The sequence below is a fragment of the Streptomyces rubradiris genome (assembly GCF_016860525.1).
Lineage (GTDB): Bacteria > Actinomycetota > Actinomycetes > Streptomycetales > Streptomycetaceae > Streptomyces > Streptomyces rubradiris.
In genome coordinates this window covers 787,246-813,500 of the sequence record NZ_BNEA01000001.1, presented here as the reverse complement: position 1 = coordinate 813,500, position 26,255 = coordinate 787,246, and the positions used below count along the sequence as shown (strand labels likewise).

27 protein-coding genes are annotated in these 26,255 nt (G+C 72.4%); 12 read left to right on the top strand and 15 right to left on the bottom strand.

Features of this window, described 5'->3' with window-relative positions:
• Positions 1-888, bottom strand: a complete 888-nt coding sequence (locus Srubr_RS03810; protein WP_189999906.1) for an LLM class F420-dependent oxidoreductase — start codon at positions 886-888, stop codon at positions 1-3.
• 163 nt (positions 889-1,051) lie between these two features.
• Between Srubr_RS03810 and Srubr_RS03805 the strand changes: the two genes are divergently transcribed.
• Both Srubr_RS03805 and Srubr_RS03800 read left to right on the top strand, forming a co-directional pair.
• Positions 1,052-1,288 carry a toxin-antitoxin system HicB family antitoxin gene (locus Srubr_RS03805; RefSeq protein WP_189999905.1) on the top strand — a complete coding sequence of 79 codons (237 nt, stop codon included), beginning with the start codon at positions 1,052-1,054 and terminating at the stop codon, positions 1,286-1,288.
• Positions 1,285-1,659 carry a fic family toxin-antitoxin system, toxin component gene (locus Srubr_RS03800; protein ID WP_189999904.1) on the top strand — a complete coding sequence of 125 codons (375 nt, stop codon included), beginning with the start codon at positions 1,285-1,287 and terminating at the stop codon, positions 1,657-1,659. Before Srubr_RS03805 ends, Srubr_RS03800 begins: the two co-directional genes overlap by 4 nt.
• A gap of 154 nt (positions 1,660-1,813) precedes the next feature.
• Here the strand turns inward: Srubr_RS03800 and bioD are convergent, their stop codons facing one another.
• From bioD to bioB, 3 genes are read right to left on the bottom strand one after another with little or no spacing between them, the layout of a single operon-like run.
• Complete coding sequence (gene bioD, locus Srubr_RS03795; protein ID WP_189999903.1) at positions 1,814-2,530, bottom strand: dethiobiotin synthase; 717 nt, start codon at positions 2,528-2,530, stop codon at positions 1,814-1,816.
• 1 nt (position 2,531) lies between these two features.
• On the bottom strand, positions 2,532-3,812 hold the full coding sequence (locus Srubr_RS03790) for an adenosylmethionine--8-amino-7-oxononanoate transaminase (protein WP_189999902.1): 1,281 nt from the start codon (positions 3,810-3,812) through the stop codon (positions 2,532-2,534).
• On the bottom strand, positions 3,805-4,998 hold the full coding sequence (gene bioB, locus Srubr_RS03785) for a biotin synthase BioB (RefSeq protein WP_189999901.1): 1,194 nt from the start codon (positions 4,996-4,998) through the stop codon (positions 3,805-3,807). Before bioB ends, Srubr_RS03790 begins: the two co-directional genes overlap by 8 nt.
• 147 nt (positions 4,999-5,145) lie before the next feature.
• Between bioB and Srubr_RS03780 the strand changes: the two genes are divergently transcribed.
• Complete coding sequence (locus tag Srubr_RS03780) at positions 5,146-6,273, top strand: 8-amino-7-oxononanoate synthase (protein WP_189999900.1); 1,128 nt, start codon at positions 5,146-5,148, stop codon at positions 6,271-6,273.
• 80 nt (positions 6,274-6,353) lie between these two features.
• Here the strand turns inward: Srubr_RS03780 and Srubr_RS03775 are convergent, their stop codons facing one another.
• Together Srubr_RS03775 and Srubr_RS03770 are read right to left on the bottom strand one after the other, a co-directional pair.
• A complete protein-coding gene (locus Srubr_RS03775) occupies positions 6,354-6,575 on the bottom strand; it encodes a DUF397 domain-containing protein (RefSeq protein ID WP_189999899.1) in 222 nt (73 codons plus the stop codon).
• A 9-nt stretch (positions 6,576-6,584) separates the two neighbouring features.
• On the bottom strand, positions 6,585-7,445 hold the full coding sequence (locus Srubr_RS03770; protein WP_189999898.1) for a helix-turn-helix domain-containing protein: 861 nt from the start codon (positions 7,443-7,445) through the stop codon (positions 6,585-6,587).
• Positions 7,446-7,659: 214 nt separating this feature from the next.
• Here Srubr_RS03770 and Srubr_RS03765 point away from each other — a divergent pair, with 214 nt between their 5' ends.
• Positions 7,660-8,097 carry an ATP-binding protein gene (locus Srubr_RS03765; protein ID WP_189999897.1) on the top strand — a complete coding sequence of 146 codons (438 nt, stop codon included), beginning with the start codon at positions 7,660-7,662 and terminating at the stop codon, positions 8,095-8,097.
• 1,521 nt (positions 8,098-9,618) lie between these two features.
• On the opposite strand, the gene Srubr_RS03760 is transcribed toward Srubr_RS03765, so the two are convergent.
• The 3 genes from Srubr_RS03760 to Srubr_RS03750 all read right to left on the bottom strand — a co-directional run bounded on the left by Srubr_RS03760 (position 9,619) and on the right by Srubr_RS03750 (position 11,626).
• Positions 9,619-10,092: a C40 family peptidase gene (locus tag Srubr_RS03760; protein WP_189993650.1), complete on the bottom strand. Its 474-nt coding sequence runs from the start codon at positions 10,090-10,092 to the stop codon at positions 9,619-9,621.
• Between the two features lie 585 nt (positions 10,093-10,677).
• A complete protein-coding gene (locus Srubr_RS03755) occupies positions 10,678-10,983 on the bottom strand; it encodes a hypothetical protein (protein ID WP_030775161.1) in 306 nt (101 codons plus the stop codon).
• A 7-nt stretch (positions 10,984-10,990) separates the two neighbouring features.
• Positions 10,991-11,626, bottom strand: coding sequence for an ATP-dependent Clp protease proteolytic subunit (locus Srubr_RS03750; RefSeq protein ID WP_189993648.1), 636 nt, complete (start codon positions 11,624-11,626; stop codon positions 10,991-10,993).
• Positions 11,627-11,711: 85 nt separating this feature from the next.
• Between Srubr_RS03750 and Srubr_RS03745 the strand changes: the two genes are divergently transcribed.
• The 8 genes from Srubr_RS03745 (at position 11,712) to Srubr_RS03710 (ending at position 18,543) form a co-directional block, all read left to right on the top strand.
• Entirely contained in the window at positions 11,712-11,999 is a 288-nt protein-coding gene (locus Srubr_RS03745; RefSeq protein ID WP_189993646.1) for a type II toxin-antitoxin system Phd/YefM family antitoxin, read from the top strand.
• Between the two features lie 234 nt (positions 12,000-12,233).
• Positions 12,234-12,536: an urease subunit gamma gene (locus Srubr_RS03740; protein ID WP_189993644.1), complete on the top strand. Its 303-nt coding sequence runs from the start codon at positions 12,234-12,236 to the stop codon at positions 12,534-12,536.
• A 10-nt stretch (positions 12,537-12,546) separates the two neighbouring features.
• A complete protein-coding gene (locus Srubr_RS03735) occupies positions 12,547-12,858 on the top strand; it encodes an urease subunit beta (protein WP_189993642.1) in 312 nt (103 codons plus the stop codon).
• Positions 12,851-14,572 carry an urease subunit alpha gene (locus Srubr_RS03730; protein ID WP_189993624.1) on the top strand — a complete coding sequence of 574 codons (1,722 nt, stop codon included), beginning with the start codon at positions 12,851-12,853 and terminating at the stop codon, positions 14,570-14,572. Before Srubr_RS03735 ends, Srubr_RS03730 begins: the two co-directional genes overlap by 8 nt.
• Before the next feature lie 14 nt (positions 14,573-14,586).
• The gene (locus Srubr_RS03725; RefSeq protein ID WP_189993622.1) at positions 14,587-15,261 is read left to right on the top strand and encodes an urease accessory protein UreF; all 675 of its coding nucleotides are present in this window, start codon (positions 14,587-14,589) and stop codon (positions 15,259-15,261) included.
• 101 nt (positions 15,262-15,362) lie between these two features.
• Positions 15,363-16,040: an urease accessory protein UreG gene (ureG, locus tag Srubr_RS03720; RefSeq protein ID WP_189993620.1), complete on the top strand. Its 678-nt coding sequence runs from the start codon at positions 15,363-15,365 to the stop codon at positions 16,038-16,040.
• On the top strand, positions 16,028-16,801 hold the full coding sequence (locus Srubr_RS03715; protein ID WP_229926607.1) for an urease accessory protein UreD: 774 nt from the start codon (positions 16,028-16,030) through the stop codon (positions 16,799-16,801). Before ureG ends, Srubr_RS03715 begins: the two co-directional genes overlap by 13 nt.
• A gap of 146 nt (positions 16,802-16,947) precedes the next feature.
• The gene (locus tag Srubr_RS03710; protein WP_189993618.1) at positions 16,948-18,543 is read left to right on the top strand and encodes an alpha/beta hydrolase; all 1,596 of its coding nucleotides are present in this window, start codon (positions 16,948-16,950) and stop codon (positions 18,541-18,543) included.
• Positions 18,544-18,594: 51 nt separating this feature from the next.
• Here Srubr_RS03710 and Srubr_RS03705 read toward each other — a convergent pair whose 3' ends face one another.
• The 6 genes from Srubr_RS03705 to Srubr_RS03680 form a co-directional block, all read right to left on the bottom strand.
• Positions 18,595-19,617, bottom strand: a complete 1,023-nt coding sequence (locus Srubr_RS03705; RefSeq protein ID WP_229926606.1) for an NAD-dependent epimerase/dehydratase family protein — start codon at positions 19,615-19,617, stop codon at positions 18,595-18,597.
• A gap of 58 nt (positions 19,618-19,675) precedes the next feature.
• Positions 19,676-20,389 carry a lysophospholipid acyltransferase family protein gene (locus Srubr_RS03700; RefSeq protein ID WP_189993616.1) on the bottom strand — a complete coding sequence of 238 codons (714 nt, stop codon included), beginning with the start codon at positions 20,387-20,389 and terminating at the stop codon, positions 19,676-19,678.
• A 125-nt stretch (positions 20,390-20,514) separates the two neighbouring features.
• Positions 20,515-21,132, bottom strand: coding sequence for an NADPH-dependent FMN reductase (locus Srubr_RS03695; RefSeq protein WP_189993614.1), 618 nt, complete (start codon positions 21,130-21,132; stop codon positions 20,515-20,517).
• A 151-nt stretch (positions 21,133-21,283) separates the two neighbouring features.
• Complete coding sequence (locus Srubr_RS03690) at positions 21,284-22,753, bottom strand: MFS transporter (protein ID WP_189993612.1); 1,470 nt, start codon at positions 22,751-22,753, stop codon at positions 21,284-21,286.
• 398 nt (positions 22,754-23,151) lie between these two features.
• Complete coding sequence (locus Srubr_RS03685; protein WP_189993610.1) at positions 23,152-24,927, bottom strand: S9 family peptidase; 1,776 nt, start codon at positions 24,925-24,927, stop codon at positions 23,152-23,154.
• Complete coding sequence (locus Srubr_RS03680; protein WP_189993608.1) at positions 24,924-26,249, bottom strand: M20/M25/M40 family metallo-hydrolase; 1,326 nt, start codon at positions 26,247-26,249, stop codon at positions 24,924-24,926. The genes Srubr_RS03685 and Srubr_RS03680 overlap by 4 nt, the downstream gene beginning before the upstream one ends.
• Positions 26,250-26,255: the final 6 nt, after the last annotated feature.

Here is a 26,255-nt window from a genome sequence, read left to right as displayed (position 1 = left end):
TCACGCGGACTCGTCGCGCAGCCGTGCCAGCACCGGCGCGAACGCCTCCATGTACGGCTCCAGCACGGTCAGGTACGAGAACCCGTACCGCTCCCGCTGCGCCCGCACCTTCGCCACCACGTCCTCCAGTGGCCCGGCCAGCACGATGGGCAGGGCCGCCGCCTGCTCCAGGGTCAGCCCGGGCTGCCGCTCCAGCAGCGGCTTCAGCACCGGCTCGGGATCGTCGGTGACGGCCACCAGCTGGATCAGCAGGTTCAGCTCGGCGGGCGCCGGCCGGTGCCGCGCCCGCGCCCGGTAGCGGGCCACCCGCTCGTCCAGCTCCTCGGCGGTGAGCGGGTCCAGCGCGCCGGGCGTGTCGCCCGGCCGGGCCCCGGTGAAGGCCGCGATGTCCGCGTGCTCCGCGGTCAGCCGCAGCATCCGGTCGCCGTTGGCCCCGATCAGCACCGGTACCCGGGACTGCGCGGGCCGCGGCCGGTGGTCGTCCGAGCCGAGCAGCCGGTCCAGCTCCGCGACCGTCCGCTCCAGGTGGTCCACCCGCTCGCGCGGCGAACCGTACGGCAGCCCGGCCGCCTCGTGCTCCGCCTGCGTGTAGCCGGTGCCGAGGCCGAGTTCGAGCCGGCCGCCGGTCAGCGCGTCCGTGGTGGCCACCTCGCGGGCCAGCAGCGCAGGGTTCCAGAAGCCCGCGTTGAGCACGAACGTGCCGACCCGCGGCCGCTCGGTGGCCTGCGCCGCCGCGACCAACGCGGGGAACGGCGCGGGCATGCCGAGGTGGTCCGGGACGAGGATCACGTCGTAGCCCAGTTCCTCCGCGCGCCGGCACTTGGCGCGCCACTCGTCGGCGGGCGCGAGGTCCAGCAGGTTGACTCCGAAGCGGAACGGACGCGACATGAACTCTCCCCGGTCGATGGTCACTTGTATCGGTCCGATTCCATCATGTCCACGCCGCCCCGGTCGGCCGAGCCGATCACCGTCCGTACCGGCGCACGGCCGCCGGTCCCCGTGCCACCGTGCGCCCTTGCCGCTGCTAGCACCCCGGCGCTAGCGTCGAGGCATGGCGAAGACCCAGCTGAACGTGCGGGTGGACGAGGGCACCGCCCGGGTGGCCCGCGAACGCGCCCTGGCCCGCGGCATGAGCGTCAACCGCTATATCGAAGAGCTGGTCAGACAGGACGCCGGGGAGACCGGCCGCACGTTCGTGGAGGCCGCCGCCGACTTCATGAAGCAGTACGAGTCCGTGTTCGCCGAGGAGTTCGCCGAGGCGCACGGCACCACGGGCCGGAATCCTTGAACGATCTCCGTATCGACCTCGCCTGGCTGCTCATGCTCGCCGAACAGAAGACCCCGGGGGACCCGCAGGTCACCGACTGGGGTGCCCTGGTCGCCGCCGTGGCCCGGCACCAGGCGGAGATATTCGGCGTCCCCGTCTACGCCGACCCGTACGCCCGCGCCGCCTCCCTGCTCCAGCTGCTGATCCACGTCCCCGCCCTGGAACGCGCCAACGCCCTGTTCGCCTCCGCCGTCGCCTACGCCTATCTGGTCGCCAGCGGCGAGAAGATCGCCACCACCCCCGAGCAGGTCCGCGACCTCGCCCGGCTGGTGAAGGACGGCGCGGCCGGCGTCGACGACATCACGCGCGAACTGCGCCGCTGGAGCCGCTGAACGGCACCCGCCCGGCAGCCTCCCCGGAGTGCGCTACGGGGGAGCAGCTCGTCGATCCGTGCCCGACGGGCACCCACCCGCACGGGGACCGTGGGGTGGGTGGCGTCGTCGTACGTCATGCGCACGGGCACAGCTGCCGTGCCGGCCGCGTCCGCTACGCGGCCTCCCGGGTGCGGAACGCCTCCGCGTCCCAGGTCCCGTCCAGCCGCGGGGCCAGCCAGCCCGGAGCCGCGGTGCGGAACTCGGCGGGCGGCAGCGCCCCCGCCCCGGCGGGCAGCGCGCCGAGCAGCGGGACGCCGGCCACCTCCGGCAGGTCGGCCACGTTGCAGCGGGTGGCCAGGTCCGGCTCGCCCGGCCAGCTGCCGATCACCACACCGGCCGGCTCCAGCTCCCGGCGGCGCAGTTCACGGGCCGTCAGCTCCGTGGCGTTGAGCGTGCCGAGCCCGGCCCGCGCCACCACCAGCACCGGCGCGCCCAGCAGCCGGGCCGCGTCGGCCAGCGTGCCGCCGTCCTCGTCGAACCGGACGAGCAGCCCGCCCGCGCCCTCCACCAGCACCAGATCGTGCTCGGTGGCCAGCTTGGCGGCCCGCTCGGCCACCTCCCGGGGACGCACCGGCGCCATCCCGGCCCGCCGGGCCGCCGTGTTCGGCGCCAACGGCTCCGGGAATCGAGCCAGTTCATCCGTCGTGACCGGCCCCGCGAGCCACGCGACCTCGTCCGCGTCGCCGCGCTCGTCCGGCCGTACGCCCGTCTGGGCGGCCTTGAGCACGGCCACCGACCGCCCGGCCGCGAGCGCCGAGGCGGCGACGGCCGCGGTGGTGACGGTCTTGCCGACCTCCGTGTCCGTGCCCGTGATCACCAGTACCCGCATGTCATCCCTCCCGCGCCGCGGCGCACACCGCGCGCGCGATCCGTGCCACGTCCTCGTCCGAGGTGACGTAGGGCGGCATCGTGTAGATCAGGTCGCGGAACGGGCGCAGCCACACACCGGCCCGTACCGCCGCGTCCGTCGCGGCCCGCATGTCGACCGGGTGGTCGAGCTGGACGACACCGATGGCGCCGAGGACCCGGACATCGCGCACCCCGGGAACGTCCCGCGCCGGGGCCAGCCCCTCGCGCAGGCCCGCCTCGATCCGCTTGACCTCGCCGAGCCAGTCCTGGCCCAGCAGCAGCTCGACGGAGGCACAGGCCACGGCCGCCGCCAGCGGGTTGCCCATGAACGTCGGTCCGTGCGCGAGCACCGGCACCTCGCCCCGCGAGATGCCGTCGGCCACCCGAGCGTTGCACAAGGTGGCCGCCAGCGTCAGATAACCGCCGGTCAGCGCCTTGCCCACACACATCACATCGGGCGCGACGGCCGCGTGGTCCGCCGCGAACAACGCCCCGGTGCGGCCGAAACCGGTGGCGATCTCGTCGAACACCAACAGCACGTCGTGCGCGTCGCACGCCTCGCGCAGCACCCGCAGATACGCGGGGGAGTGGAAGCGCATCCCGCCCGCGCCCTGCACCACCGGCTCCACGATCACCGCGGCCAGCTCGTCGGCGTGCCGGGCGATCAGCTCCCGCAGGTGCTCCGCGTACGACTCCTCGTACCCGGCGGGCGGCGGGTCCGCGAACAGCTGGCGCGGCAGCACGCCGGTCCACAGCTCGTGCATCCCGCCCTCGGGGTCGCACACCGACATCGGCTGCCAGGTGTCACCGTGGTAGCCGCCCCGCCAGGTCAGCAGCCGCCGCTTGGCCGGCCGGCCGAGCGAACGCCAGTACTGCAGGCACATCTTCACCGCGACCTCGACCGACACGGACCCCGAGTCGGCCAGGAAGACGTGCTCCAGGCCGTCCGGTGACAGGTCGACCAGCAGCTTCGCGAGCCGGACGGCGGGCTCGTGGGTGAGCCCGCCGAACATCACATGGCTCATCAAGCCCAGCTGCTCGCGCGCGGCCTCGTTCAGGACCGGGTGGTTGTAGCCGTGGATGGCCGACCACCACGACGACATGCCGTCGACCAGCTCGCCGGAACCGTCCGCCAGCCGCAGCCGGACCCCGCTGGCCGCCTCCACGACGAGCGGGTCCACCCGGCCGGGCATCGGGCCGTACGGGTGCCACACATGCCGCCGGTCCAGCTCCAGCAGCTCCGCGACGCCCATCTCAGGCATTGGGCGCGAGGTCCGTGCCGGCCCCCCGGCGGCGCACGGCGACCAGGTCGGTGCGCGGCTCGGCGGCGGCCGGAGCACCCGCCGTACCGCACACCCCGCCGCCCGCGTGCGAGCCGCAGCCGCCCTCCGTGTGCGAGCCGCAGCCGCCCTCGGCGTGCGAGCCGCAGCCGTGCGCGGCGTCGGCCCGGTGCGCCGGCAGCGTCACCTCCCCGGCGCCCTCCACCTCGAACCCGGCGTCCGCGATCATCTCCAGGTCGGCCTTGCCGGCCTGGCCCTCGCTGGTCAGGTAGTCGCCGAGGAAGATGGAGTTGGCCAGGTGCAGCGCCAGCGGCTGCATGGAGCGCAAGTGGACCTCGCGCCCGCCCGCGATCCGGACCTCCACGTCCGGGCAGACGAACCGGACCATCGCCAGGATGCGCAGGCAGCGCTGCGGGGTGAGGTTCCACTCCTTGGCCAGCGGGGTGCCCTCGAACGGGATCAGGAAGTTCACCGGCACCGAGTCCGGGTCCAGCTCGCGCAGCGAGAACACCACGTCCACCAGGTCCTCGTCGCTCTCGCCCATGCCGGCGATGAGACCCGAGCAGGCGGACAGCCCGGCCGCGTGCGCCTTGCGCACCGTGTCCACCCGGTCGGCGTACGTGTGGGTGGTGGTGATGTCCCCGTAGGTGGACTCCGAGGTGTTGAGGTTGTGGTTGTAGGCGTCCGCGCCCGCCGCGCGCAGCCGCTCGGCCTGGCCGTCGGAGAGCAGACCGAGGCAGGCGCACACCTCGACCTCCTCGTTCTGCTCCTTGATCGCCTTGATGGTCTCCGAGACCCGGTCCACGTCCCGGTCCGTCGGTCCGCGCCCGCTGGCCACCAGGCACACCCGCTTGGCCCCGCCCGCGAGCCCCGCGGCGGCGGCCTGGGACGCCTCGTCCGGCTTGAGCCAGGTGTACTTCAGGATGTCGGCCTTGGAGCCCAGCCGCTGGGAGCAGTACGAGCAGTCCTCGGGGCACAGGCCCGACTTGAGGTTGACCAGATAGTTGAGTTTCACCCGTCGCCCGAACCAGTGCCGGCGCACCTTACCGGCCGCGGTCACCACGTCGAGCAGGTCGTCATCGGAGGTGGCCAGCACGGCGAGCGCTTCCTCGCGCGTCGGCATCTCGCGCCGAAGCCCCTTGTCCACCAGCGTGTTCAGCAGGTCCATGAGCGACGATCCTGTCCTACGGGACCGCTCCCGGCCAAGGAGACTTGGCACAACAGAGACGGTTCAACGTGTGGGTATTGCCACACCCTGGGCGGCTGAGCGTGCGGCTAGGGTCTGTTCGATACCTACAAAAGCACCGGAGGACCCATGGCGTTCGGCTGGATCGATGAGCAGGCCGAGGCGCGCCGCCGCGCCGGACTCGTGCGCGCCCTGCGCCCGCGCCCCGCCGACTCGCCGCTGCTGGACCTGGCGAGCAACGACTACCTGGGTCTGTCCCGCCATCCCGAGGTCACCGAGGGCGCCGCCGGGGCCGCCCGGCGCTGGGGCGGCGGCTCCACCGGCTCCCGGCTGGTCACCGGAAGCACCGAGCTGCACGCCGAACTGGAGCGCGCGCTGGCCGCGTTCTGCGGGTTCGAGGCGGCGCTGGTGTTCTCCTCCGGGTACGCCGCGAACCTGGCCGCGGTGACCACGCTGGGTCCGCACGGCTCGCTGATCGTCTCCGACGCGGGCAACCACGCCTCCCTCATCGACGGCTGCCGGCTCGCCCGGGGCGAGACCCAGGTCGTCGGGCACGCCGACCCCGAGGCCGTGCGCAAGGCCCTGGGGACCCGCCGGGGCGCGGCGATCGTGGTCTCCGACACGGTCTTCTCGGTCGACGGGGACCGGGCACCGCTGGCCGAACTGGCCGCCGCCTGCCGGGAGCACGGGGCGGGACTGGTGGTGGACGACGCCCACGGCCTCGGCGTGCTGGGCGACGGCGGCCGGGGCTCGGCGTACGCGGCCGGCCTCGCGGGCGCCGACGACGTGGTGGTCACGGCCACCCTGTCCAAGTCGCTGGGCAGTCAGGGCGGCGTGGTGCTGGGCCCCGCGCGGGTGATCGACCACTTGGTGAACGCTGCCCGGACCTTCATCTTCGACACGGGCCTGGCGCCGGCGGCGGCCGGCGCCGCGCTGGCCGCGCTGCGGCTGCTGGAGCGCGAGCCGCAGCGGGCGGCACGCGCCCGCGAGGTGGCCGCGGAACTGCACGCACGGCTGACCACCGCGGGTCTGGAGGCGGTACGTCCGGACGCCGCGGTGGTCTCCGTGCGGGCTCCGTCCCCGGAGCGGGCGGTGCGCTGGGCGGCCGACTGCCGCTCGGCGGGTCTGGCCGTGGGCTGTTTCCGTCCTCCTTCCGTGCCCGACGGCATCTCACGGCTGAGGCTGACCGCCCGCGCGGACCTCTCCGGGACCGAGATCGAACGCGCTGTACGTGTCATCGGCGAAACGCGACCATGAGTCGGCGTGACACGGCCGTGAATCGCGCGAAAGTGATGAAAGGTTGAACGAATCTGATCAGAGTGTGAGTCGGAACGTGGTCAGAGGGCGGTCACAAATCCCGTCCAGCTCTCGGGGGAGAAGAGCAGGGCGGGGCCGGCCGGGTTCTTCGAGTCGCGCACGGCGAGCAGTCCGGCCGCGGGGCCGGAGCGCGGCAGTGCCGTCTCCACGCAGTTGTTCGCGCCCGTGCTGCGGCTGCTGCGCAGCCAGCGCACCTCGTGCAGGTCGGTACTTACGGGGACGTTCCGAGGCAGAACTGACATGGTGCCTCCTTACACGCCGTCACCTATCCCGGCGATGTAGTCCAACGAGTCCTCGGGGGAAAGGGCGTGGAACTGAAGGGTGTTGAAGGCCTCGGAGTAGGCCATCAGGTCTTCTTTCCGTTCCAGGTAGAGGCTACTCGTCAACTGGTCGAGAACAACCACGTCCAGATCAGAAGTGCTCGGAAATGAGAAGATAACGAAAGGCCCGGTGAGGCCGATATGTGCCCCCGCGGTGAAGGGCAGCACCTGGAGCCGTACCTGCGGCAGCCGGGCCGCCTCCATCAGCCGCCGGCGCTGCCGGGCCATCACCCCGGGACCGCCCACCTCCCGGCGCAGCACCGCCTCGTCCAGTACGGCGCTCAGCGTCAGCGGCGGGTCCGAGCGCAGCACGTCCTGCCGGGCCAGACGCACCTCCACCAGGGTGTCCAGGCGGTCCTCGTCCAGGTCCTTCACGGCGGCCCGGGTCACCGCGCGGGCGTACTCGGCGGTCTGCAGCAGACCGGGCACGACCGTGGTCTCCAGGGTGCGCATCGCGCTCGCCTGTGACTCCAGGCTGATGAAATCCCGGTACGTGGGCGGCAGTACGCCCCGATAGGCGTGCCACCAGCGGTGCCGGCCGCTCGTCTCCTCCGACCCCGCCAGTATCAGCAGCAACTCGCGCAGATGCCTGTCCCGCACCCCGTAGGCGTCCAGCAGCAACCGCAGATCGGCCGGTTTCACGCCGCTGGCACCGGTCTCGATACGGCTCACCTTCGACTGGTGCCAGCCGACCAGCCGGGCCGCCTCACCGCTGGTGAGCCCGGCACCGGTGCGCAGCGTGCGCAGTTCGGCGCCCAGCTTGCGGCGGCGCACCGCGGGACCGTTCTGCATCGGCTCCTCCTTACTCCGTCCGGACCGCCCCGATACGGTCTCGCGTCGCACAGTTCACCGCTTCGGGCGACAGATATATGCATATCTTGGTGGATCGCCCCCCGTGACCGTCCCGGTGATGGCAGTCTGACGGACAAGCACCAGTCCGGGACCGTACTCGAACCCACCGCCGTATGGCGGGCCGCGGTCCCGTTGGGAAAGGGACGACGTCGCCATGGCAGACCATCTGGAAGCCTCCGTCACTCTGCCGAGCGATCCCGCCTCGGTCTCGGCCGCGCGCTCCTACGTAGTGGGCACCCTTGCGGAGTGGGGCCTGCCCTCGGACACCGAGACGGCCGACACCGTCCGGCTGATCGTGTCCGAACTCGCCACCAACGCCGTGCAGCACACCTTCGGGCAGTCACCCACCTTCACCGTCGACATCGCGCTGCACCATGACGAACAGTTGCGCATCGGCGTCACGGACAGCCATCCCCGCTTCCCGAAGAGACTGCCCGCCGCGGTCCAGCAGGACAATGGGCGCGGCATGGTGATCATCCGCTGGCTCACCGCCGAGTGCGGCGGCCGGCTCCGGGTCCGCCCGACCAGCGAGGGCGGCAAGACGGTCTCCATCGAACTGCCTTGGTGCCTGCCGGAGCCTCCGGCGGTCTGACGGACGGGGGCGGGCGGTGCCGCTTCCGGCCTCGCGGTCGTAAGGGGAGGGCTCGCAAGGGCGGCGGGGGAGGGGGAGGGATGAGGGGGCAGTGAGGAAGCCCAGCCACCACGGGCCTGCCGGACTGGGCCGCCCAGGTATGTGCGGAGCGTTCTCCGGCGGCGGCTTGGGGCAGGCCAGGCCGGCATCCCGTACACGGGGGCACCTCGCCTGCGCTGTACGACGCTCCGGGCAGCGAGGCCCCACGGCGAGCCGACCGAGACGGCACGACCCACCAGCCACGCACCCGGGCCGCCCCCGCCGGGCGTGGCCATGCAGGTGTGCCGGGCAGTCACTCGGACGCCGGGTTTCCCGAGTGTCCGTACGTACCGCAGCACCGACGTGCCACCGAGCGCTGCGGGTCCGAGCCTGCCTGCCCGCGCTCGAAGCGGGCATGGTGGTCCGGCGAGTGCTGCGGGCCTGGGGCGCCCGCCCCGTGCCGGAGGGCGGCGGGTGGGGGACCGGTGAGTGTCCGGGTCCGAGCCTGTCGGTCCGTGTCGGAGGTCGTGCGGTGGTGGTGCGGCGAGCGCGGCGGGCCTGGGGCGCCCGCCCCGTGCCGGAGGTCGTCCGGTGGCGGTCCGGTGAGTGTCCGGGTCCGAGCCTGTCGGCCCGTGTCGGAGGTCGTGCGGTGGTGGTGCGGCGAGCGCGGCGGGCCTGGGGCGCCCGCCCCGTGCCGGAGGTCGTCCGGTGGCGGTCCGGTGAGTGTCCGGGTCCGAGCCTGTCGGCCCGTGTCGGAGGTCGTGCGGTGGTGGTGCGGCGAGTGCTGCGGGCCTGGGGCGCCCGCCCCGTGCCGGAGGGCGGCGGGTGGGGGACCGGTGAGTGTCCGGGTCCGAGCCTGTCGGTCCGTGTCGGAGGTCGTGCGGTGGTGGTGCGGCGAGCGCGGCGGGCCTGGGGCGCCCGCCCCGTGCCGGAGGTCGTCCGGTGGCGGTCCGGTGAGTGTCCGGGGCCGAGCCTGTCGGTCTGGTGCCGGAGGTCGTCCGGGCGGTCCGGTGAGCGCCCCTGGGTCCGAGCCGTCAGCCCGCGCTTGGAGGGGGCCGTGACGGTCCGCCGAGCGCCCCAGGCCCGAGCCTGACCGTCCGTGCCGGAAGGCGGCCGTGGTGGGCCGCCGAGCGTTCCGGACCCGAGCCCGCCGCCCGTGCCCGGAGACGGCGCCTTCCTGGTTGGACGTCACTTTTCAGCCGGACGTCTCGTCAGCGGCCGCGCGCCCGTCTGGGCCCCAGGCTTGGCTGCCCCCACGCCCGCCTGGGCCCGCACCCGCCGGGCCTCGCCCGCCTGGCCCCACGCCCGTCTGGGCCCGCACCCGCGGGGCCTCGCTCGTCTGGGTGCACGCCCACCGGGCCCCGCACGTCTGGTCTCCATGGCGGTCGCGGTCGGCTCCCAAGGTCCCCGCCGCCCCACGGCTTCAGGCGGTCGGGAGAGGAGGTGTCGGCGGTGGGCTGGAGCGGCCCTGTCGACGGAGCCGCTCCCGGTCGTGCGGGCGGGTCAGCCGACCCGGCCGTACCAGACGCTCTTGGACCAGATCTTCTGGAGCTTCACCACGTCCCCGGTCTTCGGGGCGTGCCAGATCTTGTTGTGGCCGGCGTAGATGCCGACGTGGTAGACGCTGGAGCCCGAGTGGAAGAAGACCAGGTCGCCGGCCTTGCGGTTGCGGGCGGAGATGTGTCGCGACTTGTTGTACTGCTGGGCGGCGGTGCGCGGCAGCTTCTTGCCGGCCTTCTTGAACGAGTACACGGTCAGCCCCGAGCAGTCGAACCTGTTCGGTCCGGTGGCCCCCCACCGGTACGGCGCACCCTTCTTGGATGCCGCGACCTTGAGAGCCTTCGACGCGATCGTCGCGGCGGAGGCGTCCGTGGCGAGACCGGGCACCGCGATCGAGCCGCCCACGGCGGCGAGGGTGAGTGCCGAGGCCGTACCGGCCCGGGCCATCAGCGACGGGACTCGATTGAGCGCAGTCATGCGCAACCCTTCGTCAGCCGCCTGTGAAGGATGACCTGTCGGATTCGGGCTGGCGAAGTAGCCCGGCCGCGTTGCCACGGCTTCACCCCAAGGGCCGCCCGGAACCTCCGCCCCCCGCCCGACCCGTGTCGGACGACTGGACTTCCGTACCGGCGAACCCGCCTTGCTTGGGTCCTCCACTCCTGCCGATCCACTTCCGTCGACCGGTCATCCGGGCGGCGGCAGGACTCGGCGTCCGCCCGGATCGCCCCGCCGCGGTGGCGGGGGCTTGTCGTCAGACAGGGATCTTGGCTCACAACTGTCTGAAAATCCCAACGGAATCGGGGATTTGTGGTGTTCCTCACCACTCACCCGTTCGGGTGGACAGTGCTCTGTTCGAGGCTACGTCAGATCATCGTCGTAGCCCCGGACCTGGGGTGATGTCCTCGTCGGCGATCGACGGACCCGTGCCTTGCGCAACTCGGGAGGCCCGGAAAACGATCGGGATGTACACCGGTCGGCGGTACGTCGTTCGGGCCGTTTCAACTCCGGTCCGAACGACGCGTGTCGACATATCGGTGCCGCCGGGCCGGACCGGTGTCCGCCTCAGCCGACGTCGTCCGGCGGGAGCGCGACGCGAGCGGCCCGGCGCTCGCCGTCCAGCACCCGCAGTGCCCGTGCCAGCGTGTCCCCGTGCAGCTCCGTCTCGCCCCGCTGGTGCATCAGCGCGAGCGCGTCCCGCAGCTCTGCCGCCTTGCGCACCAGGGCCTGGGCGGCGCGCAACCCGCCGTACGTGGGCCCGTGCCGGGCCGGATTGACCCGGCCCAGCAGGTCGACGGCCTCCAGATAACGATCGATCAACTCGCCCTCGGCACGGGTCAGGGCGGGCAGCGGCGGCAGGTCCGGCAGCATGGGCGGCTCACCTCGCGTCCGGTGCGCCGGACGTGTCCCGGCGGCTGGGCACGATGCCGTCGACCAGACCGTACGCCAGCGCCCCGGGGGCGTCCAGGATCAGGTCGCGCTCCAGGTCCTCGTGGACCTGCGCGGCCGTGCGCCCCGTGTGCCGGACGAGCATCTCCTCCAGGGTGGCGCGGACCCGGGTCAGCTCCTCGGCCCGGACGAACAGGTCGCTGGGCCGTCCGCGCACCGGCTCGGGCAGCGCCGGCTGTTCGAGCACGACGCGGGCGCCGGGCAGCATGAACCGCTTGCCCGGGGTGCCGGCCGCGAGCAGCACCGCGGCCGGGCCGGCGGCCTGGCCCAGGCAGTAGGCCGCCACGTCGCAGCTGACGTAGCGCATCGTGTCGTAGACCGCCGCCATGGCGTCGAGGGAACCGCCGGGCGAATTGATGTACAGCGTGATGTCCCGCTCCGGCGCCTGGTGTTCCAGATACATCAGCTGGGCCGTCACATCGCCGGCCGTCGCGTCGTCGACCGGTGCGCCGAGGAAGACGATCCGGTCCTGGAAGAGCCGCGCGTACGGGTCCAGGGTGCGCACGGTGCCCCCGGAGCGCTCGGTGAATTCGGGCAGGACGTGCCGGGCGGACGGTCGGTGCATGGACATACGCCTCCTCTGACGAGGCCCCGATGGGCTCGACTTCTGTACAGAATGTACAGGACGTACGGCACGTTATGATGGGGGTATGGCCTACGAGATTCCGGTGACGCAAGCCAGGGCTGAGCTCGCCGACCTGATCAACCGGGTGGTGTACGGCGGTGAGCGCGTCGTCGTGACCCGGCACGGCAAGCCGCTGGTCGCGCTGGTCTCGGCCGCCGACCTGGAGCGGCTGGACGCGCTGGACGCGCGGGACGAACCGGGCGAGGAGCGGGTCATCAGCTCGGTCTCCGGGGTGCACGACGCGGGTGCGGTGCCGCAGGAGAGGCAGCGCTTCGGGATAGCGGCGGAGCACCGTCGGCCGGGTGCTCCCTGAGTCGGTCCGCCGCTGTCTCTGCCGGAGCCCATAGCGCGGTCATGGGCCGGCCAAGGTCTGGTTAACGTCGTTGAAACTCCGGCGCTCTAGCCTGCCCCTCCATGCCATCAGGGGTTTTTCTGCCCGGAATTGAGAGCGATCCGGGGAATTTGTCTGTGTGTTACACCTATCCCGTCGTGATGGCTGCGGCAACCGGACCCCGCACGGTCCGGAGCAAGGACAGTGAGGTGGGACGTGCAACTGACCCCGCACGAGCAGGAGAGGCTGCTGATCCATGTGGCGGCCGACGTCGCAGAGAAGCGCAAGGCCCGCGGACTGAAGCTCAACCACCCCGAAGCGGTCGCCCTCATCACGTCGCACGTCCTGGAGGGCGCGCGCGACGGCCGCACGGTCGCCGAGCTGATGTCCTCCGGCCGCAAGGTCCTGACCAGGGGTGATGTCATGGACGGCGTTGCCGAGATGATCCGTGACGTGCAGGTGGAGGCCACCTTCCCGGACGGCACCAAGCTCGTCACCGTCCACGAGCCGATCATCTGAGGGCGCCGCGATGATTCCCGGAGAGATCCTGTTCGCGGACGAGCCCGTCACCTTCAACGACGGCTGTGATGTCACTCGTCTGACTGTTCTCAACGCCGCCGACCGGCCCGTCCAGGTCGGCTCCCACTACCACTTCGCCGAGGCAAACCCCGGCCTGGAGTTCGACCGCGCCGCCGCCCGCGGCCGGCGCCTGAACGTCGCCGCCGGCACCGCCGTCCGCTTCGAACCCGGCATCCCCGTCGAGGTCGAACTGGTGCCGCTGTCCGGCGCCCGGATCGTGCCCGGGCTGCGCGGCGAGACCGGAGGTGCCCTCGATGCCTGAGATCTCCCGCGGCGCCTACGCCGACCTGTTCGGCCCCACCACCGGCGACCGCATCCGGCTCGCCGACACCGATCTGCTGATCGAGATCGAGGAGGACCGCTCCGGCGGCCCCGGCGCCTCCGGTGACGAGGCGGTCTTCGGCGGCGGCAAGGTCATCCGCGAGTCCATGGGCCAGTCCCGCGCCACCCGCGCCGAGGGCGCCCCCGACACCGTGATCACCGGTGCCGTCGTCGTGGACCACTGGGGCATCGTCAAGGCCGACGTCGGCATCCGCGACGGCCGGATCACCGCCCTCGGCAAGGCCGGCAACCCCGACACCATGGACGGCGTCCACCCCGACCTGGTCATCGGCCCGGAGACCGAGATCATCGCGGGCAACGGCCGCATCCTGACCGCGGGCGCCATCGACGCCCACGTCCACTTCATCTGCCCCCAGGTCGCCGACGAGGCGCTGGCCTCCGGCATCACCACCCTGGTCGGCGGCGGCACCGGACCCGCCGAGGGCTCCAAGGCCACCACCGTCACCCCCGGCCCCTGGCACCTGGCCCGGATGCTGGAGGCGATGGAGGCCTACCCGGTCAACGTCGGCTTCCTCGGCAAGGGAAACACCGTCAGCCACGAGGCGATGCTCTCCCAGATCCGCGGCGGCGCCGTCGGGCTGAAGCTGCACGAGGACTGGGGCTCCACCCCCGCCGTCATCGACGCCGCGCTCACCGTCGCCGACCGGACCGGCATCCAGGTCGCCATCCACACCGACACCCTGAACGAGGCGGGCTTCGTCGGCGACACCCTCGCCGCGATCGCGGGCCGGGGCATCCACTCGTACCACACCGAGGGCGCCGGCGGCGGTCACGCGCCCGACATCATGACGGTGGTCTCGCAGGCCAACGTCCTGCCCAGCTCCACCAACCCGACCCGGCCCTTCACCGTCAACACCACCGAGGAACACCTCGACATGCTGATGGTGTGCCACCACCTCAACCCGGCCGTCCCCGAGGACCTGGCGTTCGCCGAGTCCCGGATCCGGCCGTCCACCATCGGCGCGGAGGACATCCTCCACGACCTCGGCGCGATCTCGATCATCTCCTCCGACTCCCAGGCCATGGGCCGGGTCGGCGAGGTCGTCCTGCGCACCTGGCAGACCGCGCACGTCATGAAGCGCCGGCGGGGCGCGCTGCCCAGCGACGGGCGCGCCGACAACCACCGGGTACGGCGCTATGTCGCCAAGTACACCATCAACCCGGCGCTCGCCCAGGGCCTGGCCGCCGAGACCGGCTCCGTGGAGAGCGGCAAGCTCGCCGACCTGGTGCTGTGGGAGCCCGCGTTCTTCGGGGTCAAGCCGCTGCTGGTGCTCAAGGGCGGGCAGATCGCGTACGCGCAGATGGGCGACGCCAACGCCTCCATCCCCACCCCGCAGCCGATCCTGCCCCGCCCGATGTACGGCGCGATCGGCCGGGCCCCCGCCGCCAACTCGGTCAACTTCGTGTCCCACCTGGCCGTCGAGGACGGGCTGCCGGAGCGGCTCGGGCTCGGCAAGCGGTTCGCGGCGATCGAGTCCACGCGCGCGGTCACCAAGGCCGACATGCGCGAGAACGACGCCCTGCCGGACGTCCGGATCGACCCCGACAGCTTCGCCGTGCACATCGACGGCGAGCTGGTCGAGGCCACCCCGGCCGCCGAACTTCCCATGGCCCAGCGCTACTTCCTCTTCTGACAGGCGTTCTTCCGATGACACGGGCAGCACTGCTCGTCCTGGCCGACGGCCGCTTCCCCGCCGGAGGGCACGCGCACTCCGGCGGGGCCGAAGCCGCCGTCAAGGCCGGACGCATCACCGACCCCGCGAGCCTGGAGGAGTTCTGCCGGGGCCGCCTGCACACCGCGGGGCTGATCGCGGGCGCGCTGGCGGCGGCGGCCGTCCTCGGCGCCGACCCGCGCGCACTGGACGCGGCGGCCGACGCCCGCACCCCGTCCCCGGCGCTCAGGACCGCCGCCCGGCGCCTGGGCCGGCAACTGCTGCGGGCCGCGCGGACGACCTGGCCGTGCGCCGAACTGGACGCGCTCGCCCGGGAGTTCCCCAAGGGTGCCCACCAGCCGGTCGTGCTCGGACTCGCCGCCCGGGCGGCCGGGCTCACGCCCGGGGACGCGGCCCACTGCGCGGTCTACGAGAGCGTGAGCGGACCGGCGACCGCCACCGTGCGGCTGCTCGGCCTCGACCCGTTCGACGCGACGGCCGTGCTGGCCCGGCTGGCGCCCGAGCTGGACCGGGTCGCGGACGCCGCGGTGGAGGCTGCGCGGTCGGTGGCCGCCGAGGGCGTCGACGCGCTCCCGGCGGTGTCGGCCCCGCTGCTGGAGGTCATGGCGCAGGCCCACGCGGCCTGGCCGGTGAGGCTGTTCGCGTCATGAGCCCGCCCTTCCGCCCACCCGTCTGAACAACAGCTTCCGCCCCCGGCCGGTACCTCTTGTCCCCCCGACCGGTACAAGGCCTCTCGCACAAGGAGCCGTCCATGCACCTCGACCACTCCCACCCCGCCCCCTCCGCCGTCAGCGCGGACGCCCACCGCCCGGACGGGTCCCGCCGAGCCCTGCGGATCGGGCTCGGCGGGCCCGTCGGGTCCGGCAAGACCGCCACCGTCGCCGCCCTGTGCCGGGCGCTGCGCGACGAGTTGTCCCTCGCGGTCGTCACCAACGACATCTACACCCGCGAGGACGCCGAGTTCCTGCTCCGGGAGGCCGTGCTGCCGCCCGAGCGGATCACCGCCGTCGAGACGGGCGCCTGCCCGCACACCGCGATCCGCGACGACATCTCCGCCAACCTCGAAGCGGTGGAGGACCTGGAGGACGCGGTCGGCCCGCTGGACCTGATCCTCGTGGAGTCCGGCGGCGACAACCTCACCGCCACCTTCTCCAAGGGGCTCGTGGACGCCCAGATCTTCGTGATCGACGTGGCCGGCGGCGACGACATCCCGCGCAAGGGCGGCCCCGGCGTCAGCACCGCCGACCTGCTGGTGGTCAACAAGACCGACCTCGCCCCGTACGTCGGCTCCGACCTCGCCCGGATGGCCGCCGACGCCAAGGCGCAGCGCGCCGAACTCCCGGTGGTCTTCCAGTCGTTGCGCGGTGACAGGGGCGTCGCCGACGTGGCCGCGTGGGTGCGGGGGCGGCTCGCCGCGTGGGCCGCGTGACCGCCTTGGGAGTCCGGGTCCGGGCCAGGGCCCGGATCGTCGCCCGCGCCGACGGGCGCGGCGGCACGGCCCTGCCCGTCCTGGACGGCGAGGGCCCGCTGGCGCCGCGTCGCACCCGGTCCGCCGGGGCCTGGGCGAAGGTCGTGCTCGTCGGCGCGATGAGCGGGCCGCTCGGTGGCGACCGCTTCACCCTGGACGCCCGGGTGGAGGAGGGTGCCCGGCTGCACGTCGGGTCGGCCGCCGCCACCCTCGCCCTGCCGGGCCAGGCCAAGGGCGAGGCCCGGTACGACGTCCGGCTCGACGTGGCCGACGGCGGCGAACTGCGCTGGCTGCCCGAGCAGTTGATCTCCGCCGACGGCAGCGACCTGTACGTCACCACCCGGGCCGAACTCGGCGCCGGCGCCCGGCTCGTGCTGCGCGAGGAGCAGGTGCTGGGGCGGACCGGGGAGCAGCCCGGGCGGCTCACCAGCCGGCTGACCGTACGGGTGGCGGGCCGGACCGTGCTGGACCAGGAGCTGTCCTGCGGACCCGGCGCGCCGGGCGGCTGGGACGGTCCGGCGGTGCTCGCCGGTCACCGGGCGGTGGGCCAGCTGGTCGTCGTACGCCCGGAGTTCGCGACCGACCCGGTGCCCGCGCGGATACTCGGCGAGTACGCCGCTCTGGTCCCCCTCGCCGGCCCCGCCGCGCTCGTCAGCGCGGTCGCCCCGGACGCGCTGAGCCTGCGCCGGACCCTGGACCAGGTACTGACCGCCTTCGGCTGACCGGTCACTCACCCTTTCGCTCAACGGGACATGATCATCCGGTTATCGGATTGGTAAAGATGGCTGGAAAACCCTGTCCCCGGCCTCCTCACAGCCGAGAGGATCCCCGTCTGACCACTCGCATCGAGGTAGGGGGAGGGGCCCACGTGAGGGAGAACAGACCGAAGAGCCGCCTGCTGGCGCTCGGTTCCGCCGGAGTACTCGTCACCGCCACCCTGATCGCCGGCGCCGTGACGGCGCCCGTGGCCGGGGCCGCCTCCCGGCCCGCGCAGGACCGGGAGGCCAAGGGCGCCGAGATAGCCGCCGCCCGGGCCGCGAAGGCGGGCATCAAGTGGCGGGACTGCCCGGCCGACTGGGGGCTGGAGAAGCCCATCCAGTGCGGCTGGGTCAGCGTGCCGCTGGACTACGCCCGCCCCCACGGCAAGCAGATCAAGCTCGCCGTGGACCGCATCGGCAACACCGGCACCAAGAAGGAGCGCCAGGGCGCCCTCGTCTACAACCCCGGCGGCCCCGGCGGCTCCGGTCTGCGCTTCCCGCGCCGGGTCACCACCAACAACGCCATCTGGGCGAATGTCGCCAAGGCCTACGACTTCGTCGGCTTCGACCCGCGCGGCGTCGGCCACTCCACGCCCATCTCCTGCGTCGACCCGCAGGAGTACGTCAAGGCGCCCAAGATGGACCCCGTGCCGGACAGCGAGGCCGACAAGACCGCGCAGCGGAAGCTCGCCCGTGCGTACGCCGAGGGCTGTGCCGAGCGCAGCGGCGCGATGCTGCCGCACATGACCACCCCCAACACCGCCCGCGACCTGGACGTCATCCGCGCCGCGCTGGGCGAGAAGAAGCTCAACTACCTCGGCGTCTCCTACGGCACCTACCTCGGCGCCGTCTACGGCACCCTCTTCCCGGGCCACCTGCGCCGCATGGTCGTGGACAGCGTGGTCGACCCCTCCCGCGAGAAGATCTGGTACCAGGCCAACCTGGACCAGGACGTCGCCTTCGAGGGCCGCTGGCAGGACTGGCAGGACTGGGTCGCCGCCAACGACGCCGCCTTCCACCTCGGCACCACCCGCGCCGCCGTCCAGGCCAAGTGGCTCCAGCTGCGCGCCACCGCCAAGAAGCACCCGATCGGCGGCGTCGTCGGCCCGGCCGAGCTGATCTCCTTCTTCCAGAGCGCGCCGTACTACGACTCCTCGTGGGTGCCGGTCGCCACGGTCTTCAGCAAGTACGTCGCCGGTGACACCCAGGCGCTGGTCGACGCCGCCGCCCCCGACCTGTCGGACACCGCGGGCAACATCGCCTCCGAGAACGGCAACGCCGTCTACACGGCCGTCGAGTGCGCCGACGCCAAGTGGCCCACCAGCTGGCAGAAGTGGAACCGGGACAACACCCGGCTCCACCAGGACCACCCCTTCCTGACCTGGTCCAACGCCTGGATGAACCTGCCGTGCGCCACCTGGCCGGCCAAGCAGCACACCCCCGTCGAGGTCAAGACCCACAAGGGCCTGCCGAAGGTGCTGATCGTGCAGTCCGCCCGGGACGCCGCCACCCCCTACGGCGGCGCCGTCGAGCTGCACAAGCGCTTCCAGGGCTCTCGTCTGATCACCGAGAAGAACGCGGGCTCCCACGGCGTGACCGGCCTGGTCAACCCGTGCGTCAACCAGCGCGTCGACGCCTACCTGCTCAAGGGCGCGCTGGACGGCAAGGACGTGACCTGCGCCCCGCACGCCACGCCCAAGCCGTAACCGCGCCACCACGCCGACCAGGGGCGGCCGGAGCTTCCGGCCGCCCCTCGGCTATGCCGCCCACCAGGCGTCCTCCGCCGCGTAGTCGAACAGGTCCGGGTACGCCTGCGCGAGCAGCGGAAACGCCTCCCGCCAGTCCCGCCCGCGCACCATCCCGGCGAGCCACTCCACCGTCCGGGGCAGACTGTCCGCGTACGACACCACCGGCCGGTAGCCCAGCTCGCGCCGAGCGGCGGACATGTCGCACACCACCGGCCGCGGCACCGACCAGGGCGTGCTCCCCACCGAGCCCTCCGGCGGGCCGTCCAGGCACACCGTCCGGGTCTCGGCCCCCATCACGGCGTCCACCGCCGCGCCGATCTCCGCGACCGTCGGCGCCTCGTCGTCACAGGCGTTGAGCACCCGCGTACCCGGCCGGGCCGCCGCCAGCCGCACCAGCTCGGCGATGGTCCGGGTGCTCGACGGATGGAACCGGCTCTCGCCCCGGTACGCCAGCACCCGTCGCCCGCGGCCGTCCAGGTTCCGCTTGACGAAGTACAGCTCGCGCGGCAGCGGACTGTACGGCCCGTGCACCGCGCCCGGCCGCAACACCGTGACCGGGAACGTGTCACCGGCGGCGAGCAGCTCCGCCTCCAGCGCGGCCTTGCGGGTGCTGTAGGTGGCCTCGCCCGGCGCGACCGTCGGCTGGGTCTCGGGGACCGGCACCGGGTAGGCGGGGAAGCCGTCCGGCTCGTCCTGGGTGTCGAAGCCCCGCCCGGAGCCGTCCTCGTACACGGCGACGCTGGAGATCACCACCGCCGAGCCGATCCGGTCCGCGAGCGACGTCAACTGCCGGGCGTGCCCGGCGTCATAGGCGACCACGTCGACCAGCAGCTCACAGCCGTCGCCCACCAGCGCGGCCAGGGCGTCGCCGTCCGCGCGGTCCAGCCGGGCCGTGCGCACCCCCTCGTCCCAGTCGGCGTCCCGGACCCCGCCGCGCGAGGCCGCCGTCACCGCCCAGCCGTCCCGGGCCAGCGCGTCCACCACCGGACGGCCGATCTGCCCGGCCGCCCCGATCACCACCGCTTTCCTCATGCGGCGAGCCTAGGCACCCCCACCGCCTCGGTCGCGGATTTTCTGCCGACGGCAGAGATCAGCCGAGCGGCGTCCGGCGCGGCCCGCGCTCCCCGGCGGCCTGCCGCTCCTTGACGACGGCCGCGTACTCGTCGACGTACTCCTGCCCGGACAAGGCGAGGATCGCGTAGACGATCTCGTCGGTGACCGCGCGCAGCACCGCCTTCTCCCGCTCCAGGCCCGCGTAGCGGGAGAAGTCCAGCGGCTCGCCGAAGCGGATCGTCACCGGGCGGATCCTCGGGACGACCCGGCCGGGCGGCTGGGCCTCGAACGTGCCGATCATCGCGCAGGGCACCACCGGCACCCCCGCCGTCAGCGCCAGCACGGCGACCCCGACCTTGCCCTTGTACAGCCTGCCGTCGTGCGACCGCGTGCCCTCCGGATAGATGCCGAGCAACTCGCCCCGGCGCAGCACCCCGAGCCCCTCGCGGATCGCCGCCTGCCCCGCCTCCTTCCCGGAGCGGTCCACCGGGATCTGACCGGCGCCGCGGAAGAAGAACGCGGTGAGCCGGCCCTTCAGCCCCGGACCGGTGAAGTACTCGGCCTTGGCGAGGAAGGTGATGCGGCGTTTCAGCACCGCCGGCATCAGGAAGTGGTCGGAGAACGACAGGTGATTGCCCGCGATGATCGCCGGACCCGACGCGGGCACCCGCTCCAGCCCCTCGATCCGGGGCCGGAAGACCAGCCTGAGCAGCGGGCCCAGCAGCACGTACTTGAGGACGTAATAGAACACGGCTCGCCTCCTGCTCGACCAGGCCCGCTCGGGTGCACCTGTCGTCATCTGTAGCCGTGTCGAGGCGGTCTGATGCCGGCCTCTTGCCGGGTTGGCCGACATGCGGTCAGGGCTGGAGGGTCATCTCATTCGGCGTGCCCGGCAGCCCGTCGCCGGGCGTTCTCCTCTCTGGACGCGGCGAGGACACGCATCGTGGCGAACTCGACGACCTGCGCCGCTATCTCCTCCAGCTGTCCTTGGACGTGGGGGTCCTCGCAGGCGCCGGCGGGCGAGAAGCGGACCGTCGAGATGTTGATCGCGGCGCCCAGTGGTGTGGGCCAGCCGCGCAGCGCGTGGGTCACATCGCGCAGCGCGGCCAGTGTGGAGACGGCGCCCTGCCAGCCATGGGCGACCGCCACGCATCCGACGGCCCGTTCACTCAAGTAGGGCCGTATGTCCTCGCGCAGTTCCTCGACGTGGTCCAGGGCGTTCTTCACCAGGCCGGAGATCCCGCCGTGATAGGCGGGGCTGGCGAGGACGAGGCCGTCGGCGCCGGCTATGGCCGACAGGAGCCGGCGGGCCTGCGGTGCGCCGGCGCCGTGCCGGGGGTCGTACAGCGGCATGGCCAGTGAGGGTCCGCTGATCAGCCGCACTGACGCGCCGCGTTTTTGCGCCGCGTCCAGTACCGTCCGCAGGGCCTGCTCGGCGGTTGACTCGGGCCGGCTCGAACCGCCGACACCGACCACGTTCACGATCCGGTGCACTGGGGTCGCGCCTCCTTCTCTCTCGGGTCTCCGGGGTGTGCGCGGTGCTCATGCCGGGCGAGCGGCTCCGGATGGGAAAAGGTGATTCCACCCGTGCGCGGTGGACCCGGACACGGAGTGGAATCATCTTTTGCTCGTTCGTGCCAGGAGGTCAGGCGGTGGACGTCACGCCGTCCTGCCTCTCGGGCTCCTCGGCGGCCGGAGCCTGCGGGCTCCGCCTGAAGTTCATCACGACCAGCACGATCAGCACGATGCCGGCCACGGTGGCCCACATGGCGGAGCGCACTCCCTCGGCGGTGGCGACGCGCAGCGCCTCACCGGTCAGCCCTTCGTGACCGGAGTTGGCGACCGCCACCAGCACGGCCAGGCCGACCGCGGCACCGACCTGCTGGCCGGTCGAGGCGACACCCGAGGCGATGCCCTGTTCCTCTGCCGCGACCCCGGTGGTCGCCGCCGCGTACATCGCGGTGAACACGGTGCCCTGACCGAGGCTGAGGATGAGCACACCCGGTACCAGCTCCAGGTAGGAGCCGGTCCGCGAGACGGAGAAGGCGAAGGCCACGGTACCGGCGACCCCCAGGAGGAGCGCGCCGGTCAGCGTGGCACGCACCCCGAAGCGGGTGGCCAGCTTCCCGCCGGACAGGTTGCCGATGAGCACCCCCACACACGGCAGGAGGAAGGCGATACCGCTCTTCGTCGCGGAGTAGCCGTGCACGGTCTGCCAGTAGAGGGTGTAGAAGTAGGGCAGCGCGCCGAACGTCCCCATGAAGATGAAGGTGACGACGGTACCGGTGCTCAGGTTGCGGTTACGGAACAGGCGAAGCGGTAACAGCGGGTCCCGGCCGCGGCCTTCGATGGTGACGAACGCGGCGAGCACGGCCACCGCGACGGCCGCGGTGATCAGGATGGTCGGCGAGGTCCAGCCCGACACCGGTCCCTGGACGAGGGTGAACACCAGCAGCGTCGATCCGATGGTCGCGGTCAGCGCACCGGGCAGGTCGAACTTGCGCCCGGAGGCGGTCCGGTCGGTGTCCTTCGGGATGATGGCGAACGCCAGCAGCATGGCACCGCCGGCGAGCGGGACGTTGGCGAAGAAGATCGACGCCCAGCCGAACGCGCCCGTCAGTACGCCGCCGAGCAGCGAACCGAGGATCATGCCGCTGCCACCCGCGCCGCCCCAGATCGCCAGCGCGCGGTTGCGCTCGGGGCCTTCGGCGAAGGTCGTGGTGACCAGTGACAGCGTGGAGGGGGCGAGGAAGGCGCCGCCGATGCCCTGCACCGCACGCGCGACGATCAGGGTCGTCGGATCGCCCGCGAGCCCTCCGACCAGCGAGGAGACCGCGTACAGGAACAGGCCGAAGATGAACATCCGGCGGCGTCCGAACAGGTCCGCCGCACGGCCGCCGAGCAGCAGGAAGCCGCCGAAGGCGACGGCGTAGGCGCTGACGACCCACTGGAGTGTCTGGGCGGAGAAGCCGATGCCGGTACGGATCTCGGGCAGTGCCACGAAGACGATGCTGTAGTCGATCGCGTAGATGCACTGGGCAAAAGCCAGCAGTGCCAGGATCCAGCCGAGGCGTCGGCGGGATGGCGCCTCGGCGCCGGCGACCGCAGGAGACATTTTCTGTGCCGTCCCTTCAGGGTTTTCTCGGGTGCTGGTCGGTGACGCACGGAGTAGGACGGGCCGGTGGCGATCGACAGCGCCTGGGCGGTCGTGCTCCCGCCGGTCGGGTGGATGTCGCAGGTGACTGGTTCGGTGCTCGTGCCGTGTCTCATGGCGCGAGCGTTCGGGGGTGGGGCCGTCGTCGGTTTCCGCGGGATCGGGCGAAGGGTGTTCTCATGAATGCGTGTGCCCCGTCAGTCGTTTTCAGGTCAGCGTGTGGCCCCGGTCTCCCGGGCGGCCGGTCGGAATTCGGGATTCCTGCCCTGCGCGGCATTTGCTTCCCCAGCCGGAAGACCGGCTCCTTTCGATCCGCCGGGTTCGCGGGAAACGCCTTCGCCGGGATTCGCGCACTCCGGTTAGGGGTGTTCGGCATCCTTTTCCGGGGTGTTCGAGCACGGTGCGAGGTGATCGCGGAACCATTGCACGACAGCGGTGTCGAGTCGGTCCCGTTCCTCTCGGTCGTCCGGCAGATGACCGCGGGAGAGGCGGATGAACCGGACGGTTTTGCCCAGTCCGGTCAGCGTCTCGTAGAGCTGCTCGGTACCGTTGATGACTACGGTGGTGTCGCCTTCCGCGTGTGCCAGCAGCAGCGGCGCCCGGATGTCGGCCGCATGGGTCAGCGGACTCGCCGCCTTCAGCCTCGCCCGGTCCTCCGGGTCGTCGACGTCCCCGATCCACTCGACGACCCGCCGGCTCCACGTGGGCGGCAGGGCCCGGACGTCCGTTTCCAGGTCCGCCGGCCCGCAGATCGCGACGCCGGCCCGCCAGTGGTGCGGCAGCCTGGTCAGACAACTGAGCGCCGCGAACCCGCCGTACGACATCCCGTGGACACCGAGCCGGTCGCCGTCCACCCAGTCCAGGCTCCGCAGGAACCGTGCGGCGGCGTCGAAGTCGGTCAGGTCGCCGCCTCCCCAGTCCCGGTAGATCAGCCGCTGATAGGCCAGTCCCCGTCCGGTCGACCCGCGCACGTTCGGCGCCAGCACGGCCATCCCGGCCCGCACCAACCGCTGGATCAACGGATCGTGGACCGGCAGCGCGGCCCACTCCGGACCGCCGTGGACGGTCAGCACCGCGGGGACGGGGCCGGCCGCCGAACGCGGGCGGTACAGCAGCCCGCTTATCTCCAGTCCGTCCGCCGCGGTGAACCGGACCGTCTCCGGCGCCACGAGGTCACCGGGCAGCCCGTCGCCGAAGTCGGTGAGCCGGTGTGACTCGCCGGTCGCGAGGTCCACCAGGAAGAACTCGGTCGCCCGGTCGGCGGCGCCGACCTGTACGAGCAGACGGTCCCCGGCGAACCGCGGCACGAAGCCGTCGTAACCGAACGGCTGGGAGGCGAAACCCGGCAGCGCGACCGCGGTCCGCGAGGTGCACAGCGTCGTGTGCTGGTCCTGGGGCACGGTCCAGACGACCTGCGGACCCACGATCACGTTCTCCACATCGGCGTCCGGCGTGGCGATCCACTCCAACGGCCGGCCGGGCACGAGCAGAGCGACACCGAGGAAGTCACGGCCCTCGGTGGTACACACGTAGATCCCCTCCTCGGTCCACCCGCCCGGCTGGTATTTCGCCGGGCCCTCGTGCGGGGTGAGGTGCCGGACGCGGCCGGTCGTGAGGTCACAGGCGAACAGGTCCTGGTCGGTGTTCTGATGGAACCTCAGGACGAGCAGGTACCTGGAGTCCGGTGAGAAGCACATCGGCACGTACCGGTCGTCACCCTCCAGGACCATCCTGGTCGCACCGGTCGTCAGGTCGCGTACGTAGACGTCGAGGCAGGTGGCGTCGCGTGCGTTGGTCGCGTACGCGAGCAGCCGGCCGTCCGGGCTGTACGGCTGGCTCCCGCTCGAGTACGGCACGCCTATCTCGCGCCTGACACCGGGTCCGGCGGCTATCCACTCCACCTCGCCGGTGCGCGGATCGAGCTCGGCCAGCCGGTAGTCCTGGCCGCCGGTCACGTCCGTCACGGCGAGCAGGCGGGTCTCGTCGGGCCGCCACGCCAGCCGGGTGACCGCGCCGTCGACCGGGAACAGCAGCCGCTCGCCCGTCCAGGTCCGGAACCACGGCTGCGGCCGGCCGGACTCGTCGCTGACGTACGCGAAGCCCTCCTTCGCGGGCCAGGCGCCCCACACGGTCATGAGTGGGCCGCCAACGCGAGCTGGATCGTCGCCGCGGCGACGATCCCACGGCGGAACCGGTCGAGGTCGAGGTTCTCGTCGGCCGCGTGGTTGGCCTCGTCGGCGTTGGCCAGCGGCACGCCGTAACAGGGGCACGAGAGCCCGTCGCTGAGCACGGCCATCGGCAGGCTTCCACCGAGCGAGGGAACCAGTAACGGTCTTCGCCCGTGCACGTCCTCGACCGCCTGGACGATCGTCGCCGTATAAGGGGTCTCGGGCAACGTGGTGGACGGTGCCATGGCCGCGCCGGCCCTGAACTCCACATCCGGGGCGTACCTCGCGACGTGCCGCCGGATGGCGTCGGCGACCTGGCCGGGTGTCTGGCCGCCGACCAGCCGGGCCTCGCACCGGGCGACGGCGACGTCAGGGATCACCGCGCGGTGGTCGCCGGAGTCCTCGCAGCTCAACGAGTTCACGGTCAACGTGGGCAGGGTCAGGCGGGCACGGATTCCCAGCCAGGGCGGCGGCTCCAGGCCGTCCGCCCCGATCGCTTCGAGCGTCTGGGCCACGTTCACCGGGAAATCCTCCAGCGCGGCACGTTGACCGTCGGTCAGCGGCGCGACGTCGTCGGCGAAGCCGGCCACGGTGACCGTCCCGTCCGCCGACCGCATGGTGGCCAGCAGCTGCACCAACGCCCACGCCGGGTTCGGCGCGACCCCACCCCAGTTCCCCGAGTGCAGCGGCCGGTTCGCGCCTCGCGCGCGCAGTTCGAACATCAGGATGCCGCGCACGCCGAGGACCACGCACTCGTGGCCCGATTCGTGCACGGGCCCATCGCTCCAGATCACCAGATCCGGCTGACCGACCTGGCGTACGGCCGCGGCCAGGTGGGGGCTGCCGATCTCCTCCTCGCCGTCGAGCAACACCGTGACACGGCAGGGAAATCCGCCGGTCAGGTCCCGCAGGGCACGCAGCCCCAGCAGGTGCGCGAGGTGCTGCCCCTTGTTGTCGCCCGTGCCGCGCCCGTACATCCGGCCGTCACGGATCGACGGCACGAACGGCGGCGTCGTCCACAGTTCGAGCGGCCCGGCCGGCTGCACGTCGTAGTGACCGTAGATCAGCACGTGCGGCCCCGGCCCGTCCGCCGTACCCACCAGTGCGGGCCAGCCACCGGTCTCGACCTCGCGAGCGTGCAGGCCCGAGGCGCGTAACAGCCGAAGACCGTGGGCCGCCGCCTCGGCCATGCCCTCGCCGGTCCGGCTCACACTCGGCCGGGAGATCCAGTCCGCCAGCTCTCCATCCAGATCCTGGGCGCTCACCCAGTCCCGGAGCTGCTTGATCACAGACCC

Coding starts and splice junctions, on each gene's coding strand:
- Srubr_RS03810 (WP_189999906.1), bottom strand. CDS start 888: ATGTCGCGTCCGTTCCGCTTCGGAGTCAACCTGCTGGACCTCGCGCCC.
- Srubr_RS03805 (WP_189999905.1), top strand. CDS start 1,052: ATGGCGAAGACCCAGCTGAACGTGCGGGTGGACGAGGGCACCGCCCGG.
- bioD (WP_189999903.1), bottom strand. CDS start 2,530: ATGCGGGTACTGGTGATCACGGGCACGGACACGGAGGTCGGCAAGACC.
- Srubr_RS03790 (WP_189999902.1), bottom strand. CDS start 3,812: ATGCCTGAGATGGGCGTCGCGGAGCTGCTGGAGCTGGACCGGCGGCAT.
- bioB (WP_189999901.1), bottom strand. CDS start 4,998: ATGGACCTGCTGAACACGCTGGTGGACAAGGGGCTTCGGCGCGAGATG.
- Srubr_RS03780 (WP_189999900.1), top strand. CDS start 5,146: ATGGCGTTCGGCTGGATCGATGAGCAGGCCGAGGCGCGCCGCCGCGCC.
- Srubr_RS03775 (WP_189999899.1), bottom strand. CDS start 6,575: ATGTCAGTTCTGCCTCGGAACGTCCCCGTAAGTACCGACCTGCACGAG.
- Srubr_RS03770 (WP_189999898.1), bottom strand. CDS start 7,445: ATGCAGAACGGTCCCGCGGTGCGCCGCCGCAAGCTGGGCGCCGAACTG.
- Srubr_RS03765 (WP_189999897.1), top strand. CDS start 7,660: ATGGCAGACCATCTGGAAGCCTCCGTCACTCTGCCGAGCGATCCCGCC.
- Srubr_RS03760 (WP_189993650.1), bottom strand. CDS start 10,092: ATGACTGCGCTCAATCGAGTCCCGTCGCTGATGGCCCGGGCCGGTACG.
- Srubr_RS03755 (WP_030775161.1), bottom strand. CDS start 10,983: ATGCTGCCGGACCTGCCGCCGCTGCCCGCCCTGACCCGTGCCGAGGGC.
- Srubr_RS03750 (WP_189993648.1), bottom strand. CDS start 11,626: ATGCACCGACCGTCCGCCCGGCACGTCCTGCCCGAATTCACCGAGCGC.
- Srubr_RS03745 (WP_189993646.1), top strand. CDS start 11,712: ATGGCCTACGAGATTCCGGTGACGCAAGCCAGGGCTGAGCTCGCCGAC.
- Srubr_RS03735 (WP_189993642.1), top strand. CDS start 12,547: ATGATTCCCGGAGAGATCCTGTTCGCGGACGAGCCCGTCACCTTCAAC.
- Srubr_RS03730 (WP_189993624.1), top strand. CDS start 12,851: ATGCCTGAGATCTCCCGCGGCGCCTACGCCGACCTGTTCGGCCCCACC.
- Srubr_RS03725 (WP_189993622.1), top strand. CDS start 14,587: ATGACACGGGCAGCACTGCTCGTCCTGGCCGACGGCCGCTTCCCCGCC.
- ureG (WP_189993620.1), top strand. CDS start 15,363: ATGCACCTCGACCACTCCCACCCCGCCCCCTCCGCCGTCAGCGCGGAC.
- Srubr_RS03705 (WP_229926606.1), bottom strand. CDS start 19,617: ATGAGGAAAGCGGTGGTGATCGGGGCGGCCGGGCAGATCGGCCGTCCG.
- Srubr_RS03690 (WP_189993612.1), bottom strand. CDS start 22,753: ATGTCTCCTGCGGTCGCCGGCGCCGAGGCGCCATCCCGCCGACGCCTC.
- Srubr_RS03685 (WP_189993610.1), bottom strand. CDS start 24,927: ATGACCGTGTGGGGCGCCTGGCCCGCGAAGGAGGGCTTCGCGTACGTC.